This is a genomic window from Thermoanaerobacter sp. A7A, from assembly GCF_000445185.1.
Lineage (GTDB): Bacteria > Bacillota > Thermoanaerobacteria > Thermoanaerobacterales > Thermoanaerobacteraceae > Thermoanaerobacter.
The window spans coordinates 1-16,698 of the sequence record NZ_AVAF01000112.1; the positions used below are offsets into that span (position 1 = coordinate 1).

At 31.9% G+C, this 16,698-nt stretch carries 15 protein-coding genes, 1 tRNA gene and 1 riboswitch; of the genes, 13 read left to right on the forward strand and 3 right to left on the reverse strand.

Annotated elements, in window-relative coordinates; all coding sequences use genetic code 11:
* The 6 genes from M663_RS0107615 to M663_RS0107640 form a co-directional block, all read left to right on the forward strand.
* A partial coding sequence (locus tag M663_RS0107615) for an MBL fold metallo-hydrolase (RefSeq protein WP_029688500.1) occupies positions 1-956 on the forward strand: 956 nt, incomplete at its 5' end.
* 10 nt (positions 957-966) lie between these two features.
* Positions 967-2,547, forward strand: a complete 1,581-nt coding sequence (locus M663_RS0107620; protein ID WP_029688501.1) for an Hsp70 family protein — start codon at positions 967-969, stop codon at positions 2,545-2,547.
* The gene (locus M663_RS0107625; protein ID WP_029688502.1) at positions 2,537-4,114 is read left to right on the forward strand and encodes a hypothetical protein; all 1,578 of its coding nucleotides are present in this window, start codon (positions 2,537-2,539) and stop codon (positions 4,112-4,114) included. Before M663_RS0107620 ends, M663_RS0107625 begins: the two co-directional genes overlap by 11 nt.
* A 12-nt stretch (positions 4,115-4,126) precedes the next feature.
* Positions 4,127-5,077 carry a hypothetical protein gene (locus tag M663_RS0107630; protein WP_029688503.1) on the forward strand — a complete coding sequence of 317 codons (951 nt, stop codon included), beginning with the start codon at positions 4,127-4,129 and terminating at the stop codon, positions 5,075-5,077.
* Between the two features lie 11 nt (positions 5,078-5,088).
* Entirely contained in the window at positions 5,089-6,585 is a 1,497-nt protein-coding gene (locus tag M663_RS0107635) for a hypothetical protein (protein ID WP_029688504.1), read from the forward strand.
* Complete coding sequence (locus tag M663_RS0107640; protein WP_029688505.1) at positions 6,575-7,276, forward strand: TIGR01906 family membrane protein; 702 nt, start codon at positions 6,575-6,577, stop codon at positions 7,274-7,276. Before M663_RS0107635 ends, M663_RS0107640 begins: the two co-directional genes overlap by 11 nt.
* 13 nt (positions 7,277-7,289) lie before the next feature.
* Here the strand turns inward: M663_RS0107640 and M663_RS0107645 are convergent, their stop codons facing one another.
* Complete coding sequence (locus tag M663_RS0107645) at positions 7,290-8,822, reverse strand: AAA family ATPase (protein ID WP_029688506.1); 1,533 nt, start codon at positions 8,820-8,822, stop codon at positions 7,290-7,292.
* Positions 8,823-8,954: 132 nt separating this feature from the next.
* On the opposite strand from M663_RS0107645, the gene M663_RS0107650 reads away from it, so the two are divergent.
* The 6 genes from M663_RS0107650 to M663_RS0107675 all read left to right on the forward strand — a co-directional run bounded on the left by M663_RS0107650 (position 8,955) and on the right by M663_RS0107675 (position 14,095).
* Positions 8,955-9,938 carry an acyl-CoA dehydratase activase gene (locus tag M663_RS0107650; RefSeq protein WP_029688507.1) on the forward strand — a complete coding sequence of 328 codons (984 nt, stop codon included), beginning with the start codon at positions 8,955-8,957 and terminating at the stop codon, positions 9,936-9,938.
* Positions 9,939-10,158: 220 nt separating this feature from the next.
* On the forward strand, positions 10,159-11,913 hold the full coding sequence (locus tag M663_RS0107655) for a cell division protein FtsA (protein WP_029688508.1): 1,755 nt from the start codon (positions 10,159-10,161) through the stop codon (positions 11,911-11,913).
* Between the two features lie 118 nt (positions 11,914-12,031).
* Entirely contained in the window at positions 12,032-12,538 is a 507-nt protein-coding gene (locus tag M663_RS0107660; protein WP_029688509.1) for a hypothetical protein, read from the forward strand.
* A gap of 18 nt (positions 12,539-12,556) precedes the next feature.
* Entirely contained in the window at positions 12,557-12,913 is a 357-nt protein-coding gene (locus tag M663_RS0107665) for a nucleotidyltransferase domain-containing protein (protein WP_029688510.1), read from the forward strand.
* On the forward strand, positions 12,882-13,289 hold the full coding sequence (locus tag M663_RS0107670) for a nucleotidyltransferase substrate binding protein (protein WP_029688511.1): 408 nt from the start codon (positions 12,882-12,884) through the stop codon (positions 13,287-13,289). Before M663_RS0107665 ends, M663_RS0107670 begins: the two co-directional genes overlap by 32 nt.
* 125 nt (positions 13,290-13,414) lie before the next feature.
* Positions 13,415-14,095, forward strand: a complete 681-nt coding sequence (locus M663_RS0107675; RefSeq protein ID WP_029688512.1) for an HAD family phosphatase — start codon at positions 13,415-13,417, stop codon at positions 14,093-14,095.
* 10 nt (positions 14,096-14,105) lie between these two features.
* On the opposite strand, the gene M663_RS0107680 is transcribed toward M663_RS0107675, so the two are convergent.
* Positions 14,106-14,181: transfer RNA gene (locus M663_RS0107680), tRNA-Arg, on the reverse strand.
* Between the two features lie 117 nt (positions 14,182-14,298).
* Between M663_RS0107680 and M663_RS0107685 the strand changes: the two genes are divergently transcribed.
* On the forward strand, positions 14,299-14,901 hold the full coding sequence (locus tag M663_RS0107685; protein ID WP_029688513.1) for a 50S ribosomal protein L25/general stress protein Ctc: 603 nt from the start codon (positions 14,299-14,301) through the stop codon (positions 14,899-14,901).
* 29 nt (positions 14,902-14,930) lie between these two features.
* Here the strand turns inward: M663_RS0107685 and lysA are convergent, their stop codons facing one another.
* On the reverse strand, positions 14,931-16,268 hold the full coding sequence (gene lysA / locus M663_RS0107690; RefSeq protein ID WP_004400501.1) for a diaminopimelate decarboxylase: 1,338 nt from the start codon (positions 16,266-16,268) through the stop codon (positions 14,931-14,933).
* 123 nt (positions 16,269-16,391) lie between these two features.
* Positions 16,392-16,581, reverse strand: a riboswitch (Lysine riboswitch).
* Between the last annotated feature and the right edge of the window lie 117 nt (positions 16,582-16,698).

A 16,698-nucleotide genomic window follows, 5' to 3' on the forward strand; every position in this document is an offset into this window, starting at 1 on the left:
GGGGACATACAAGATTAGAGATAAAAATAGAAGAGGAGATTATAAATTTTGACAGTCAGATTATAAGTTTTGATACAGAAGAAGAAAGTAGTTTTAGAATAAAAAATAAAGAAGTAAAACTTAAGTTATTTCCTGCGGGGCATGTCTTAGGGGCTGTAGCTGTGTATGTTGAGATTGAGGGGATAAAAATTTTTTATACAGGTGATTTTACATTAAAAGATGTGGAAAGCAATAAAGGACTTAGATTTCTTCCCAATTTAAAAGTAGATATTTTAATAACTGAAGCTACTTATGGTTACGGCAATAACTTTGGTGTCCAAAATAAGTATTTACAGGATAAATTGATACTTAAGTCGATAGAAAAACTATTGAAAGATGAAGAGAGAATACTTTTGCCTGTATATGCTATTGGTAAAGGGCAAGACCTATTATTATTTTTTAGAAAAACTTTTTCATATATTCCTTTTAATGTGTATGTAGATGGAGATATAGCATATTTTAGTAAATTATATGAAAATTTTGCTGGGCCCATATATGGGAATGGAATACTAAATGCGGCTGAAAATACTTTATACACTGATAGAAAAGATTTTATAAAAAAGGAAATAGCCCTAGGCAATTGCGTGATTCTCGCCAGTTCAAATGACGTAAAAGAGGGAAGTGCATCTTTTATATATGCTTCTGAAATAAAAAATTTTTCAAAGGGCTGTATTATGAATCTCGATACTAATAATAGAGAAATTGAGGGGCTAAAAAATTATCAAATTGGAATGTTAAATCATGCAAATATGGTAGACCTATTAGAAACAGTTATAAAGATGGCTCCATCTGCTGTTTTTGTAATTCACAGGGGATACGAAAGTAAGAGTGAAATAACTATAGAAACAATTTTAAAAAGAATTGAAGGAATAAAAGTTTTTGCACCAAAAGAAGGAGAAATAATAGAACTTCAATAGGGGGGAGTTTATGAAAAGATATGTAGGAATAGATTTGGGTACTACGAATACGGTTGCATCGATTTTGGAAATATCTCAAGAAGGGGAATTACTGCCTCGGGTCATAGATATTGGACAGTTTAATGAAGACCATGAATATATTTATGATAAAATATTGCCTTCTTGTTTATATGTAGATGAAAGTGGAAATCAGTATGTGGGCAAAATAGCACAGTCTATGAAAGCTAAGGAACCGGAGAGAGTTATTTACAACAGTAAAAATTATATAGGAACGCCAGGTTATTTTTGGGAAATTGATAAAAAACTTTTTTCACCGGAAGAAGTGGCAGCTTTAATATTAAAGGAAGCTAAACAGAGTTTGGAGAGGGAAATTGGCGAAGAAATAGTAAATGCGGTTATAACTGTGCCAGCATCTTTTAATCACGACCAAATTCGGGCGACAAAAAAAGCTGCAAAAATGGCAGGATTTGATGAGCAAAATACTTATTTTATTTCCGAGCCTACAGCAGCACTTCTTGATTTTATAAATACTGAAAAGAAATTGCCACAAAACAAAAGACATTTAGATTTTTCACAACCGAGAAAAATGTTGGTATTCGATTTGGGAGGAGGCACTTGTGATGTCTCGATATTAGAAGTCCAAATGACGGATAATGACTTCATTGTAGAAGAAATAGCTATTTCTTCCCATACTCTGGTAGGAGGAATAAATTTTGATTTAATAGGGGGCATTTATCTTTTGGAAAAATATTCAAAGGAAATGGGGGATTTATTTGATATTGAAAATGAAAAAAGGCGTGTATATAACAGAATGGTTTGGGAGATAGAAAAGGCAAGAAAGTTTTTTAGTATTTCAGGTGGGGAAGAAGTAATATATGAAAATATTATAGAAAATTTTATAAGAGGGAAACCTTACAAGTTTAAAATATCTAGTAAGGAATATGAGGAGTGTATAAGACCTTTATTGGTTAAAGAAGGAAACATGGGATATAATGTCGTAGACCCTATTTTAGATACATTGGAAAAGGCGGGGCTCATGCTTCAAGATATAGATGATGTACTTTTGACAGGAGGTATGAGCAATTATAAGCCTGTGCGAAATGTCATAGAAAAATTATTTATGAAAAAAGCTCTAATAAGTTTACACCCTATGTTTTCGGTGGCGAGGGGAGCAGCAATCTACCACTATTTAAGCGAAAAACTGGATAAAGGAAATAACAATATCAAAATTGAGCCTGTTTTGGCTTCCAATATATACATTGATATAAAGAATGGATTGCCTTTTTTGATTGTTTCACAAGGTACAAAGGCACCTTATGAAAGAGAGTATGACAAGATTTTAAGAGTAACTAATGCTACGGGTATGCGCTTGGATGTATTTTCAGGGAAAAATTTATGGGATCCAAAGATGAAGCGTTTAAAAAGCGTCCAATTAAATTTTTCAAAGTTAATAAAACCCGGCACACCTATTTCTCTAAAAATAAGTTTTGATAGAAATAGGATTTTGACTTTGGGCGCATGGGTAGTAGCTTCTACAGAGCAAAGAGTTCAAGTGGCTATTGGCGAGGAGAGTGAAAACTATGAGCATTGAGTGGAAAGAGTTGCTTTTGGAGAATAAAGATTTTTTTATAGATGTTTCAAAAGAGGCGATGGATGATGGAATGGAATATTTGGGAGCAAAAAGGCTGAAAGATAAAGATAAAAACTTTAAAAGAGAACTATTTAAATATTATATTAGCGAAACTAATGCAAAACTTATTGGAGAAAAAATTCAATTGCTGTCTACTCTTAACCAATCTGCCCTAACTTCTTTAGAAAAATACATTGTTGAATTAGGGAGAAATATTTTATCAGAAGGGCAAAATCCAATTGAGATGATAGTATATAGTACAAAGGCTTTGGATTTAAGACAAGAAGAAGTTTTTAAAAGAATGGTAAGAATTCTCAAAAATATATCAAATAACAGCGGTGAGGCCCGTGATGCTCTTATCACTATTTTACAAGAATGGGAATGGGAAGAACAAATTAAACTTGTCCTTCAAACGCTTAGAGAAATAAAAGAAATAAGGGTTTATGAACAGTTAATTTTACTTTTAGAAAATGATAATTTAAAGGAAATAGCAGCAGAAACTCTTATAGAATTGGGAGAGAAAAAATGCATTCCTCATATATTGAATATGGTTAATTCTCTTAATGGATTTAATAGTAGAGAAAGACATTTTGCTTTTAGAATTTTAACAAAGCTTGCTGGCTTGGGAGATGAAGCACTAAAGCAGATAATAGAAAGATATTTAGAGAATGAAAATAGCAGCTTGAATATTGTATATTCTAATGTTATAGCGAATTTAAAGGAAAAGGCCGTTGAACATATTGCAGATCTGCTATATGAGGAGAAATATAATCAAAAAGCTGCGATAACATTAGGGAAAATGAGGACAAGTATTGCTACAGAGTATTTACTTAAGGCTTATTATGACCCTAACATAGAAAACAAAATGAATATAGTGATTGGGTTAGGATATACGAAAGACGAAAGATGTGCAAATATAATGTTGGAAATTTTGAAAGAAGAAAATCAATCGTTAGAGTTAAAGGCTTGTGCTATTACTTCTTTAGCAAATTTGCAAATATTAGAAGCAAAACCTCTGATAAGACAGTTTTTAGAAAATAATTATTTGGCTATTAATGTTTATTCGGCTTTGGTTCAGTTGGGAGAGTTAAAATATCTAAGTAATTTATTCTATTACATTGTAAAACCAGGCTTTCCGGCAGATGAATTGTTAAATGCAATAAAAGAAATTAAAAGATTGAGGGGGCTTAAAAACAGTGACATAAATAGGCAAATTGCAGAAGGTGTAAAGTATATTATTAAAAATGATGATGGTTATGCTTGTATAAACGCTTTAAAAATAATAGAAACCAATCTTGACGAGGAAATAGCAAAAGAATTAGTACAAAAATTAAAAAATACTGGAAAGGAGGAAATACAGTATTTGATTTATAAAATTTTAGGTAAAAATGCCAAAGGATTGAAAAATATAATTGATGAAAAAATATTTAGGGATGCAATGGAAAGCGAGAGCCCTAGGATTAGATATTTAGCGCAAAAAATTATTGAAGAGAACTATAAAAAAACAGACAAGCTCATTAAAATGTGAGAAGGTGAAAATATGTTGGAATTTAAAAATGTGACAGAAAAGAAATATATAGATATTTTTTTATCTACTCTCCCTTATGATGTGCTTATAAAACCTTTCAAAAAAAATACTAATTTACAGAAAAAGTTGGCTGGTTTTCGATTAATAGAAAGTGCTTCTCCACCTAAAAAGATAATTCCAATTCTCAGAGAAGAGATTTTGAAAGGGAATATAGATGAGAAAATGTTTATAAAAGAATGGGAAAAAATTTACGAAGATTTGGCGAAGCAGATACAGCTTTTGACTCTTGAAAAAATAGAGGAGAAAGTACCAGAGCTTTTGAGTTTATATAAGCCAGAAGTTATTTTTTCTGCTCTTCTATTTTCCAAAGGTGAGAGTTATAAAAAAATATTACAGGACTTATCAAATTTAATTGAAGGGGAAAAAGAAAAAATAGAAAAAAATATTGATGGGCAAGAGGGTAGTGATAAATCAGTAAAAATCAACAAAAAACTATTGAAAGAGATTGAAAAATTACAGGAAAAATTGATTCTGCAGGAAAAAAAGAATATAATGGAGATAGAAAGGCTTACTGAAAAAATAAAAGAGCAAGAAGGAGAAATTTTAAGCTATAAAAATAAAATTTCACAGTTAGAAAAGGAAAAAGAAATGTTAGAGGAGAGAATAGAAAAAATTGGATTAGAGTTTGAAAAAAGAATGAACAAGATTATTGAAAATGCTTCATCAAAAGAAAGACAAGCCGAAAATTTAAAAATTTCCGTGAATAGATTGCTAGTAGAAATCCAACAGCAAAAGATAGATTTTAACAATGTTTTGCTTGAAATAAAAGAAATTTTGACTAATATAGAAGAGAAAACAAATTTTTTGCTTGCCAACACTGTAGCTCAACTGGCTGTAACTAAGGAAGAACAAGAGTATTCTTTAGTAGAAGACCTGTCGCGAATGTTAAAGATAATTGACTGAGAGGTGTAACAATGCAACAAGATGAAGTAAGAGAATTGCGGGAACAACTCAATAAAATTCCGAAGACACCAAATGAGATTTCTTTGTTGTTAAAAAGAATAATAAAAAAACAAAAAGAAATAGTACAAATAATTAGCATTTTGGAGCTTTTTAATGAGACGGTGTATTTATACCATGTACTATTTAGAAAAAAGAATGTGGCAAATGCTTTGGCATATTTGGATAAAGAAACACAAAACATTTTGGAGGTTGTTAAGAATATAGCAAATAATACAAAATATTTCAGCCTTATGGAAGAAAAAATGAAAGAAAATGTAGAAAAGACGATTAGAAAATATAAAGAGTATTTTGAAAATGCTATAGATGTTTTGTATGGGTATTATGTAGAATCGAGATATGTTAACGAAGTGGTAAGTGATAGAATAAGAGATTTCTTTTCTGAAGAATTGATAGATGAGGAAGAATTTTACGAAAGTGTTATTAATTTTATAAATGAGGTTGAAGAGGAAAAAGAAGAAAGGATAAAAGAAATAATATCCAGCATTCCTTTTGCTATGTCTAAAAAACGCTTTTATGAATATTTAACAAAGGGATTGGAGAAGGATTATCCAAATTATGAAGCTTTTTTGGAAAATGTAATAGATATAGAGGAAAATTTTTATGGAAAATTAATAGAAGGCTACGGCGAATTTTTCCCTCTTATTGCTAAGAAAATTGAGTACTTACAGTCGCTGGATTTTAAAGAAATGACTTGGGAAGAAGTAGACGCGTACTTTAAAAAAAGTGTAGAGTTAATAAAAAGTATTCAAAGTCTAAGAGAGGTTTCTTTTTCTGTTTTAAAAATTATAAATAGACTATTGATAGTATTTTTGTCAGAAAATAAATTTGAAACTTTATTTAAAAAAGAGCCTTTTATTGGGGAGTATATAGATTTTTATGTTAAATTAAATAAAGGTTCTTTAGATTACAAAGAAATAGAAAAAAATATCAAAACCTGTGATAATGTAATTTCCAATTGGTATTTTGAATTGTATAGGTATAATTTACTATTAGGAGAAATTGATTATTCTGATCTGGACATTATGGAAATTATAGATGAGGGTATATTAGAAGACATTGAAACGCTTTCAGAGTATGAAAACTTGTTAAATGATACCAGTGAAATAGTACTCGAGGATGGTCAAATAGAGGAAGAATCTATAGATATGGCTCTGATAAAAGGCGAAATAAAAAATGTCATTTCTTTAATTGAAGATATTTCAAGGAACATGAAAAATGAGTATAGAAAAGCGAGATTGAGAAGACTTATGGGAATTATTCCTGTGCCTCAGAATTTTGAAAAAGAAGTCTTGCATTATATAAAAAACTCCATTGAGCTTGACAATTCACAGAGTAGAAAATTATCTTTTATGCATACAGTAAAGAAAAAAATAGAGCTTTACAAGGATTTAAAAAACCAAAAAAATTTTTATGAAGCTATTATAAAAGGTGCAAAGGATGTTATTTAAAATGGTGAGGAAAATTATTCATACCTTTCTTAGTAGTGGCATGGTGGTTTCACTGTTTTTGGCTGTTTTTCTTACTAGTTTGCAATATGTGGCTTTTAACGGTAATTTTTATAAAGAGGAATACGAAAAAAATAATGTAATGTCAGTAACAGGCATGAATATTGATGAACTTATGAAAGTAACCCAGATAATGCAGAGGTATTTAATGGACAAAGAAGAAACTTTAGATGTAATGGTAAAAATTAATGGCAGTATGCAGAGAATGTTTAATGATAGAGAATTAGCTCATATGAAAGATGTAAAAGATTTGTTTCAAATGGGTTTTTTAACAAGAAATATATCGATAATAGTTTTTATACTCATTTTTACATACTTTCTTTTTGTAAAATCCTTTTATAAAGCCTTCGATTATCTTTTAAAAGGTACAATATTTATAATAATTCTACTGTTGGCTTTTGCGTTGACGGTGACTTTGAATTTTGATAATTGGTTTACTGGTTTTCACCTTTTATTTTTTGACAATGATTTATGGCAATTAAACGCCGAAACAGATAGACTTATACAAATGTTTCCTTTAGAATTTTTTCAAGATGCTGTGTTTGTAATTTTCAGAAATGCTTTTTTTACTTTTATAGTTATACTTGCTATAGTATATGGGATACTAAAAATGACAAAAAAGCCTGTTTTTTAAATAGGCTTTTTTGTCATACGCATAAAGTATTTTCTTCTTCCCATAATGCTTCTAATTCTTCTTTTGTAATTGATTCTTTTTCTAAAAGCTTTTCGGCTATTGCAATAACTTTATGTTTATTTTCTAGCAATATTTTTTTGGCAAGTATATAACAGCTATTTATAATTTTGTCAATTTCTTTATCGACAATTTCTGTGGATTTTAACATGTGTAAGTCAAAAACCCTGTTTCCCAATTCACTCATTCCATAATTGCAAACCATCTGATAGGCAATTTTTGTAGCTTCTTTTAAGTCATTTTCGGCTCCTGTTGAGATTTCATTGAATATTATTTCCTCAGAAGCTCTACCTCCTAAAAGCATGGTTATTTTATTTTTTAATTCTGTTTTTGTTAGTAAAAAGGCATCTTCTTTTGGAAAGTTTAATACATATCCTAATGCTTCACCTCGAGGGACGATTGAAATTTTTTCTATAGTATTTACGTTTAAAATTTTTCCAATTAGAGCATGACCCGCTTCATGATACGCAGCAATTGTTCGCTCTTTTTCTAATACAGAAGGATTTTTCTTTTTAAGGCCTGCAATTACGCGTTCTAATGCTTCTTCAAATTCTTCCTTTCCAATTTTACTTTTACTTTTCATCACAGCCAGTATTGCTGCTTCGTTACACATAGTAGCCAGATGTGCGCCTGTCATACCGTGAGTTTTTCGTGCTAATTCACTTAAAGATATAGTTTCGTCAAGAGGTTTATTGCGGGTATGTACATTTAATATTTCCAACCTTGCTTTCATATTAGGTGCTCCAATGTGTATGGTTCTATCGAATCTTCCGGGCCTTAGTAAGGCCTCATCTAACATGTCAATTCTATTAGTTGCTCCTATGACTATAATTCCTTCGTTGCTATTAAAACCATCCATTTCTACCAATAGTTGATTTAAAGTTTGATCTTTTTCTGAATTGTTATCGGTGTTTCTCTTTGTTCCTACAGCATCTATCTCATCTATAAAAATAATACTGGGAGCGCTTTTTTTTGCTTTTGCGAAAAGAGATCTTATGCGACTTGCCCCTACTCCTACATATTTCTCTACAAATTCTGAACCGGAAGCACTGATAAAAGTAGAATTAGTTTCACCAGCTAATGCCGTAGCCAAAAGAGTTTTTCCTGTACCTGGTGGTCCGTAAAATAATATACCTTTGGGAATTTTTGCTCCCATTTTGTTGTACTTTTCTGTATTTGTCATAAAGTCGATTATAACTTTTAATTCATCGATCACTTCATCTAAGCCCGCCACATCCTTAAAAGTGATATTGTTTTTTCGATGACTGGCATCTTCATTTGTCTCAGTGATATTGTTATAGTTTACAGGCATGAGCTCCGAAAATTTATTTTTAAATAGTAGGTAGGTTACAACAATTACTGCTGCTGTCAAGATAAAAGAAAGGTTGAGATTTAGATTTGGTTTTACTTCTGAGATAAAAATGTAAATAAAAAGCAAATTTATAAAGATAGAAAGCGCCAAAATAATAATGTGCAAATTCTTTTTCATAATTTCTCGCCCCCACTTTTATTCTGAATGTAGTTTTTGCTTATTAATGCAATTTATTCGTTAATTGCAAGAGTATAAAAAATGATTTTAAAGGCAAAAATGTAAAATAAATGAACAATTAGGAGGTTAGATATGAAAGGTTACATGGGGATAGACGTAGGTTCTGTTAGTACAAATATTGCAGTAATTGATGAGAATAATAGAGTAGTAGATTCTGTTTACATAAGGACACAGGGCCAACCTATTAAAGCAGTTCAAAATGCTCTTCGTGAGATAAAAAATAAAATAGGAGATATGGTTATTAAAGGAGTAGGCACCACAGGGAGTGCAAGGCAATTGACTGGCTTAATGGTGGGGGCAGACATTGTCAAGAATGAAATTACTGCTCATGCCGTGGCAGCTTCCAATGTAATAAAGGATGTCAGAACTGTAATTGAAATAGGGGGACAAGACTCAAAGATCATAATTTTAAGAGATGGGGTAGTAGTAGATTTTGCAATGAATACAGTCTGTGCAGCAGGTACCGGTTCTTTTCTTGACCAGCAAGCATACCGGTTAAATATTCCCATCGAACAGTTTGGAGACATAGCTTTACAATCTAAAAGTCCTGTCAGAATTGCGGGTAGATGTGGTGTTTTTGCGGAGTCTGACATGATTCATAAGCAGCAGATGGGATATGCTCTTCCTGACATAATAAGTGGCTTGTGTGATGCCCTTGTTAGAAATTATCTAAATAATGTAGGGAAGGGAAAAGAAATAAAAGAGCCAATAGTGTTTCAAGGTGGTGTTGCTGCTAATAAAGGAATAAAGGCAGCCTTTGAAAAGGCATTAGGAATGAAAGTATATGTGCCTGAACATTACGGCGTAATGGGAGCCATCGGATCAGCAATATTGGCAAAAGAAGCAGTAAAAGAAAAAGGATATACTTTCTTTAAAGGCTTTGAGGTAAGTGACTTTAAATATAGAGCAGTAGGTTTTGAGTGTACTGCTTGCCCAAATCGATGCGAAGTCGTAGAGTTCATACAAGGAGATGAGGTAATTTCAAGATGGGGAGATAAGTGTGGCAGGTGGTCTAACAGCACTAGCAAGAAAGTACATGCAAATACAGCTAGTTGATTAATGGGAGGCAATATAAGCCTCCCAATTTTAAACCTTATTTTTTTATATATGTCCCATTTCCAATTATTATCTATGCCAACTGCATGCCTTATAATTCCTTTTACGTAATCCTGCTGTTAAAAATGTTAATCTATATTAAACTTACTAAAAACTCTTCCGAAATAATATGTAAAATTGTATAATAAAATTATAAAGTAATAATTTCGGGGGTTAAATGATGGATAACCGTGATATTATTTTTGCTCTTGACATTGGGACAAGGGTAGTTGTAGGAATAGTAGGCATTGAAAATAATGGGAAATTACAAGTACTTGCTGTTGAACAGATGGAACATGAAAGTAGGGCAATGTTTGATGGGCAAGTTCATGATATAGATAAAGTTGCTAATGTTGTTGAAAAAATAAAGAGAAGGCTTGAAGACTCTTTAAATATAAAATTGACAGAAGTATGTATTGCGGCGGCGGGAAGGTCTTTAAAAACTCAATCTGCGAGAGCGGAAAAAAATATTGATGAAGAGCACGAAATATCGGTGGAAGATATAGACAATCTCGAGTTGGAAGCTCTTGAGATTGCACAAAATTCCATTGTTTCTCAATCAGGGGTTACAAAATATCATACCGTTGGTTATACAGTATCCAATTATTACTTAAATAGTTTTCCTATTACCAATTTAAAAGGACATAAAGGCCGTGAAATAGCAGTAGAAATTTTAGCTACTTTTCTTCCTTACGATGTAGTAGAAGGGCTCTATGCTGCAATAAAAAAAGCTGGGTTGGAAGTTTCATATATCACGTTAGAGCCTATAGCAGCAATAAATGTGGCAATTCCACCTGAAATTCGGATGTTGAATATAGCTCTTGTAGATATAGGAGCAGGTACTTCTGATATTGCTATATCAAAAGAAGGAAACATAATAGCATATTCTATGGTGCCTTATGCCGGTGATGAAATTACTGAATCAATTGCTACCCATTTCCTCACCGATTTTAATACTGCTGAGAAAATAAAAAAAAGCACAAAAAAAGAAATCAAATTTAAAGACGTGTTAAATATAGCGCACAAAATAACAAAAGAAGAAGTAATGGAAATTATAGCGCCACAAGTTAAAGTTTTGGCGCAAAAGATATGCAACGAAATTATAAAATATAATGGTAAAAGCCCTTCTGCGGTATTTTTAGTTGGTGGCAGTAGTAATCTTCCTAATTTGCCTGAAGAAATAGCATCTATATTGAATTTACCTATAAAAAGAGTATCTGTACGAGATATAAAATCAGTAGAAATTTTAGATTACAAAGGGAAGACGTTAAAAGGCCCTGAAAGCATAACTCCAATAGGAATAGCTTACTCTGCAATGATAAATAAGAGAAAGGACTTTATAAAAGTTTCTATTGACAATGAAACAATAAAGATTTTTAACATAAAAAATCCCACGGTAATGGATGCTTTAGTTGCTATAAACTATGACTCTAAAAATTTAATTGTACAAAATGGCAAAGATTTAGTTTTCAATCTTAACGGCCAAAAAATCGTTGTTAAAGGTGAAGAAGGAACACCTCCCAAAATATATGTAAATGATTCATTAGCAAATTTAAAAACTCCTATAAAGGATGGAGACGAAATAACAATTATAAAAGGTCAAAAAGGGCAAGATGCTACAATAACTGCTGGTGAACTACTAAAGCAGCAAAAAGGGAAAATAATTTTTGTAAATGATTCAAAAGTGGACCAAAATTATGTTATAAAAAATGGGGATGAGATAGTTATAAAAGAAGATTTAACAAGTTTTGTTGTAACAGTAAATGGGAAAGAAGTAGTGTTAAAGGGGAAAGAAGAGTATCTGTTTGTAGACGTATTTAATTTTATAGATTTGAAACTGGATAATAATAAAGTGCCAGAAATGAAACTTAATGGAAGGCGTGCCTCCTATACAGATATATTGAAGCCAGGAGATAATATTGAAATTGAAATATAAAAGTAGGTGAAGTCTCCACTTTTAAAAGGGTGGAGACTTTAATTTTATTCGCTTTTAAATATATAAAGTTGTGGAATTTTGACATTGCTGATATAATTAAGGGAGAGGTGAAAAAAGAATGGATGTATTTATCGAAAGATTAGTCAAAAAACAAAAAACTTCGAAGGATACTCTATTTAGTATTGGTGTTGTAGTAGCTGCATTAATTATTGTGTTTGGCGTGATACCTTTTATACCAATAGTTAGAAATTTCTTGATTTTCTTTTTGTTTTTGTTTGGCTATTTAGCGTATTACTTAATAAGGTCGAGAAATATTGAGTTTGAATATTCACTTACAAACAGTGAATTGGATGTAGACAAAATAATTGACCAAAAAAGAAGGAAACATGTTATAAGCGTTGACTGCAGAGATTTTGAAGTTATGGCAAAGGTTAATAGTGACAAGCTCACAGAAGACATAAAAGCTATTAAAAATCGAATTGAAGCGGTAAGTTCTATGTCTTCTCCTGATGTGTATTTTGCAGTGTTTGAAAATGGGGGAGTAAAAACTTTGCTATTTTTTGAGCCAAATGAAAAAATGTTGGAAGCGATAGCAAGGTATATACCAAGGAAGCTTTTTAGATAATATTGAGAGGTTTGGGATATGAAAGAAGAATTAGAATTTCTAGATATTAGTAAGAAAACAGGATTGTCTGTCACACTATTGAAAGAAATAATAAAGGTGATATCAAAATATACAAGTGTTGAAAAAGCAGTTATTTTTGGTTCCAGAGGTCGGGGAGACTTTAAAAAAACGTCGGATATTGATATTTGTATTTTTGGAGATGAAATAACACATACAGAGATAAATCTTTTAGAATTTGATTTAAGAGAATTAAATACTCCTCTTGACTTTGATGTAGTAAGTTTTAAAAGTATTGCGAAAGAGGAATTAAAAAAAAACATATTGAAGGATGGAGTAGAGGTATATGATAGAAAAAAGATTACTTCAGAGATTTGAAGATTTTAAAAATGCTTTTATGCGTTTAAAAGAAGCCTTTGATATCGAGATAGAGAATGAGATAATTATTGATGGGGTAATACAAAGATTTGAATTTACTTTTGAATTAGCGTGGAAACTTATGAAAGATTATCTTGCTTATGAAGGGATTGAAGTAAACAGTCCGAGAAGTGTTATCAGGGCAGCTTATGAAAATCATTTAATAGATAATGGAGAAGCTTGGATAGATATGTTAATGGATAGAAATAAAACTTCACATATTTACGATAAAAAATTATCTTTAGAGATTTATAACAATATAAAGGATAAGCATTTAAAATATCTTGAAGATTTAAAAAGAAAATTCGGAATGATCATTAAGAGAGAAAATAAGTAAGATTTATAAAAAGGAAGTATTATATGGATAGTAATTCCAAAAAAGAACATCAAAAGAAAATGATTTAAAGTGGATTACTTGAAAATAGAAAGAGATATCTAATAAATTCATAAGGAGTTGATGAAATGATTAAAGCAATTATTTTTGACATGGACGGTGTAATTATTGACAGTGAGCCAATACACATTAAATTAGAAGAGGAATTATTCAAAAGTTTAGGAGTAGAGATAAGTGAAGACGAACATTTGACATTTGTGGGGACTTCTTCTTATTATATGTGGAGGAAGGTTAAAGAAAAATTTAATCTTTCTCAAAGCGTAGAAGAGCTTGTAGAAATAGATAGAAAAAGGTATTTAGAACATGTCTTGAAAACAGGCGAAATAATTCCTATAGAAGGTATAACAGAGACGGTAAAAAAGCTTTTTGAGAAAGAGTATAGATTAGCTGTTGCTTCTTCCTCTCCTATAGATGTGATAGAATTAGTTGTGAAAAAGTTGGGAATTGATAACTGTTTTGAGGTGCTTGTATCTGGAGACTATGTAAAAAATAGCAAACCAGCCCCAGATATATTTTTATATGCAGCAGACAAATTAAAAGTAAAACCTCATGAGTGTGTTGTAATTGAGGATTCATACAATGGAGTTCATGGTGCTAAAAAAGCAGGGATGAAAGTGATAGGTTTTAAAAATCCTAATTCCGGAAATCAGGACTTATCAGAAGCTGATTTTATTATAGATTCTTTGGGAGAAGAATTATTAGAAATTATAGATGAATTAAACAATGCGGAAGATGTTGTTAAAAACTAATAAAAATAAATGGTGCGCCTGACAGGAATTGAACCTGCGACCTCTCGGTCCGGAGCCGAACGCTCTATCCACTGAGCTACAGGCGCACACTTTACACATAAAAGTTTACTATGAAAAAATTAACCTGTCAAATGAATTTGATATTTATTAAACGTAGTGGTAAAATAATATTTGGAAACAATAAACAAAAGGAGGAGTGACAGATGCAAGCAATCAGTATCGAAGCTATAAAAAGAGATACTGGTAAAAATGTAGCTCGCCGTTTGAAAAATCAAGGTTATATTCCTGCCATTTTATATGGTAAGGATATGACGGAGAGCATTCCTTTGGCAGTTGAATATAACGCGCTTCAAAGGTTGCTACAAAAACATGGAAGGAATGTCCTCCTCAATGTGATTGTGGATGGTTCTACTCATAATGCGGTTATTAAAGAGATTCAAGAAGATACCTTGAAAGGGAAAATAATTCATGTGGATTTCCAAAGAGTATCAATGTATGAAGAAATAGAAGCTACGGTTCCGTTAAAGTTTGAAGGAATAGGCCTTATTGAAAGCAGGGGTGGAATTGTACAGCATCAACTTTGGGAGTTGACAGTGGAAAGCTTACCTGACAAAATCCCTCAAGAAATTGTTGTGGATTTAAGCAATTTAGAGAGTGGAGATACACTTTTTGTAAAAGACATACAAGTTCCAGATGGAGTAAAAGTTGTAGATGATCCTGATGAGGTTGTAGTTTCTGTATTGGCACCTAGAGAAAGTGAAGAAGAGGCAGAAGAAGAGGCTGAAACAGCAAAAGAAAATGAATAACAAAAAAGAGAGGTTATACCTCTCTTTTTTTAGTAATTAGCGATTTTTCTTTTTTCATTGGTTAGCCTTTCTGGGATTATATCATTTCGGATTAAGTCTTCATAAGTTTCTCGCGCAACGATTATGTCAGCCTGACCATTAGATACGAGTACTGCAGCAGGACGAGGTAACCTGTTATAATTGCTGGCCATCGAATAATTGTAAGCACCTGTACACAGCACTGCTAAAATATCTCCTTCTTCAATTTTAGGTAGGGTAATATCCCAAATTAGCATATCACCTGATTCGCAAAGCTTTCCTGCTATTGATACTTTTTCTGATTTTATATTCTTAGCTTTATTAGCTACAATAGCATCATATTTTGCTCCATATAAAGCGGTACGTATATTATCAGACATTCCTCCATCTACTGCTACGTATTTTCTAACACCTGGTATGTCTTTAATTGCTCCTACTGTGTAAAGAGTAGTTCCAGCATTTCCTATTATAGAACGACCTGGCTCTACAATTATGTTTGGCATTTTTATATTTAAAGCAACGGAATATTCCTTTACTGCTTGCATTATTTCTTGTGCTATTTGTTCGATTGGCTGGGGATCGTCCTCTTCTACATATGCTATTCCAAAACCTCCACCTAAATCTAGTTCCCCTACTTCCCAACCTAAAAATTCTTTTACTAATTTTAAGAAATTCATCATAATTTCTATTTCAGCTTTATAAGATTCTGCATCAAAAATCTGAGAACCGATATGAGAATGTAGACCTACTATATTTACATTTTCCAAAGTTAAAGCATATTCTATGGCTCTCATTGCGTCTCCATTAAAAAGAGGGAAGCCAAATTTTGAATCTATTTGTCCTGTTTTTACATATTGGTGAGTATGAGCTTCTACACCAGGAGATACTCTTATATAAATATTAGGAACTTTATTCATCTTTTTTGCCAAGTCATTTAACATATTTAGTTCAAACCAATTATCTACAATGATTCTCCCAATGTTATTTTCTAATGCCATTATAAGTTCTTCTTTCGATTTATTGTTGCCGTGAAAGTATATTTTTTCAGCAGGGAATCCTGCTTTTAACGCAGTATATAGTTCTCCACCAGAAACGACATCAAGACCCAAGTTTTCTTCTTCAATTATTTTGCATATTGCCATTGTCATGAAAGCTTTGCTGGCATAAATCACTTCATTTCCTGGATAATCTTTTTTAAAGCCATTGTAAAATGCTCTACAATTTTGTCTTAAGAGCTCTTCATCTATTACATAAAGCGGTGTACCAAACTTTTTTGCAAGAGTTACAGTATCGCAACCACCTATTTCCAAATGACCCTTTGAATTTATTTTCATTGTCCCATGCAACATTCTATCAACCTCATTTACTTTAATAATTTAAATTATGAAACTAAAAAACAAAATAAAATACAGCTAAGTATTACCTCAGCTGCCTATTTTGCACATAGACATGGTAATACCTCCTTCCCCCTATAGCGAGATAGCTCTTCACTGAAGGCTCGGGAAACCTCCAGTGACAGTCCTATACCTATTCGGCATAGGCCCAGCTGCGTAAACTTTAAGGAATTTACGCGCTTCGGCGAGCATCCCTTTCATATACCTTCATCGGCCCTTAAATACCTCTGGTATACTACTCTTGATGACCCGCGCCTCTACCTCACCTTCCAAGAAGATGAGGTATTGTTATTCAATTTTTTTATTATAATATCATTTATGAAAACAGCTGTCAATAGATTTTCAAAAAATGTTTTTTGCTTTGTACCTTTTTTTATAATTTTTT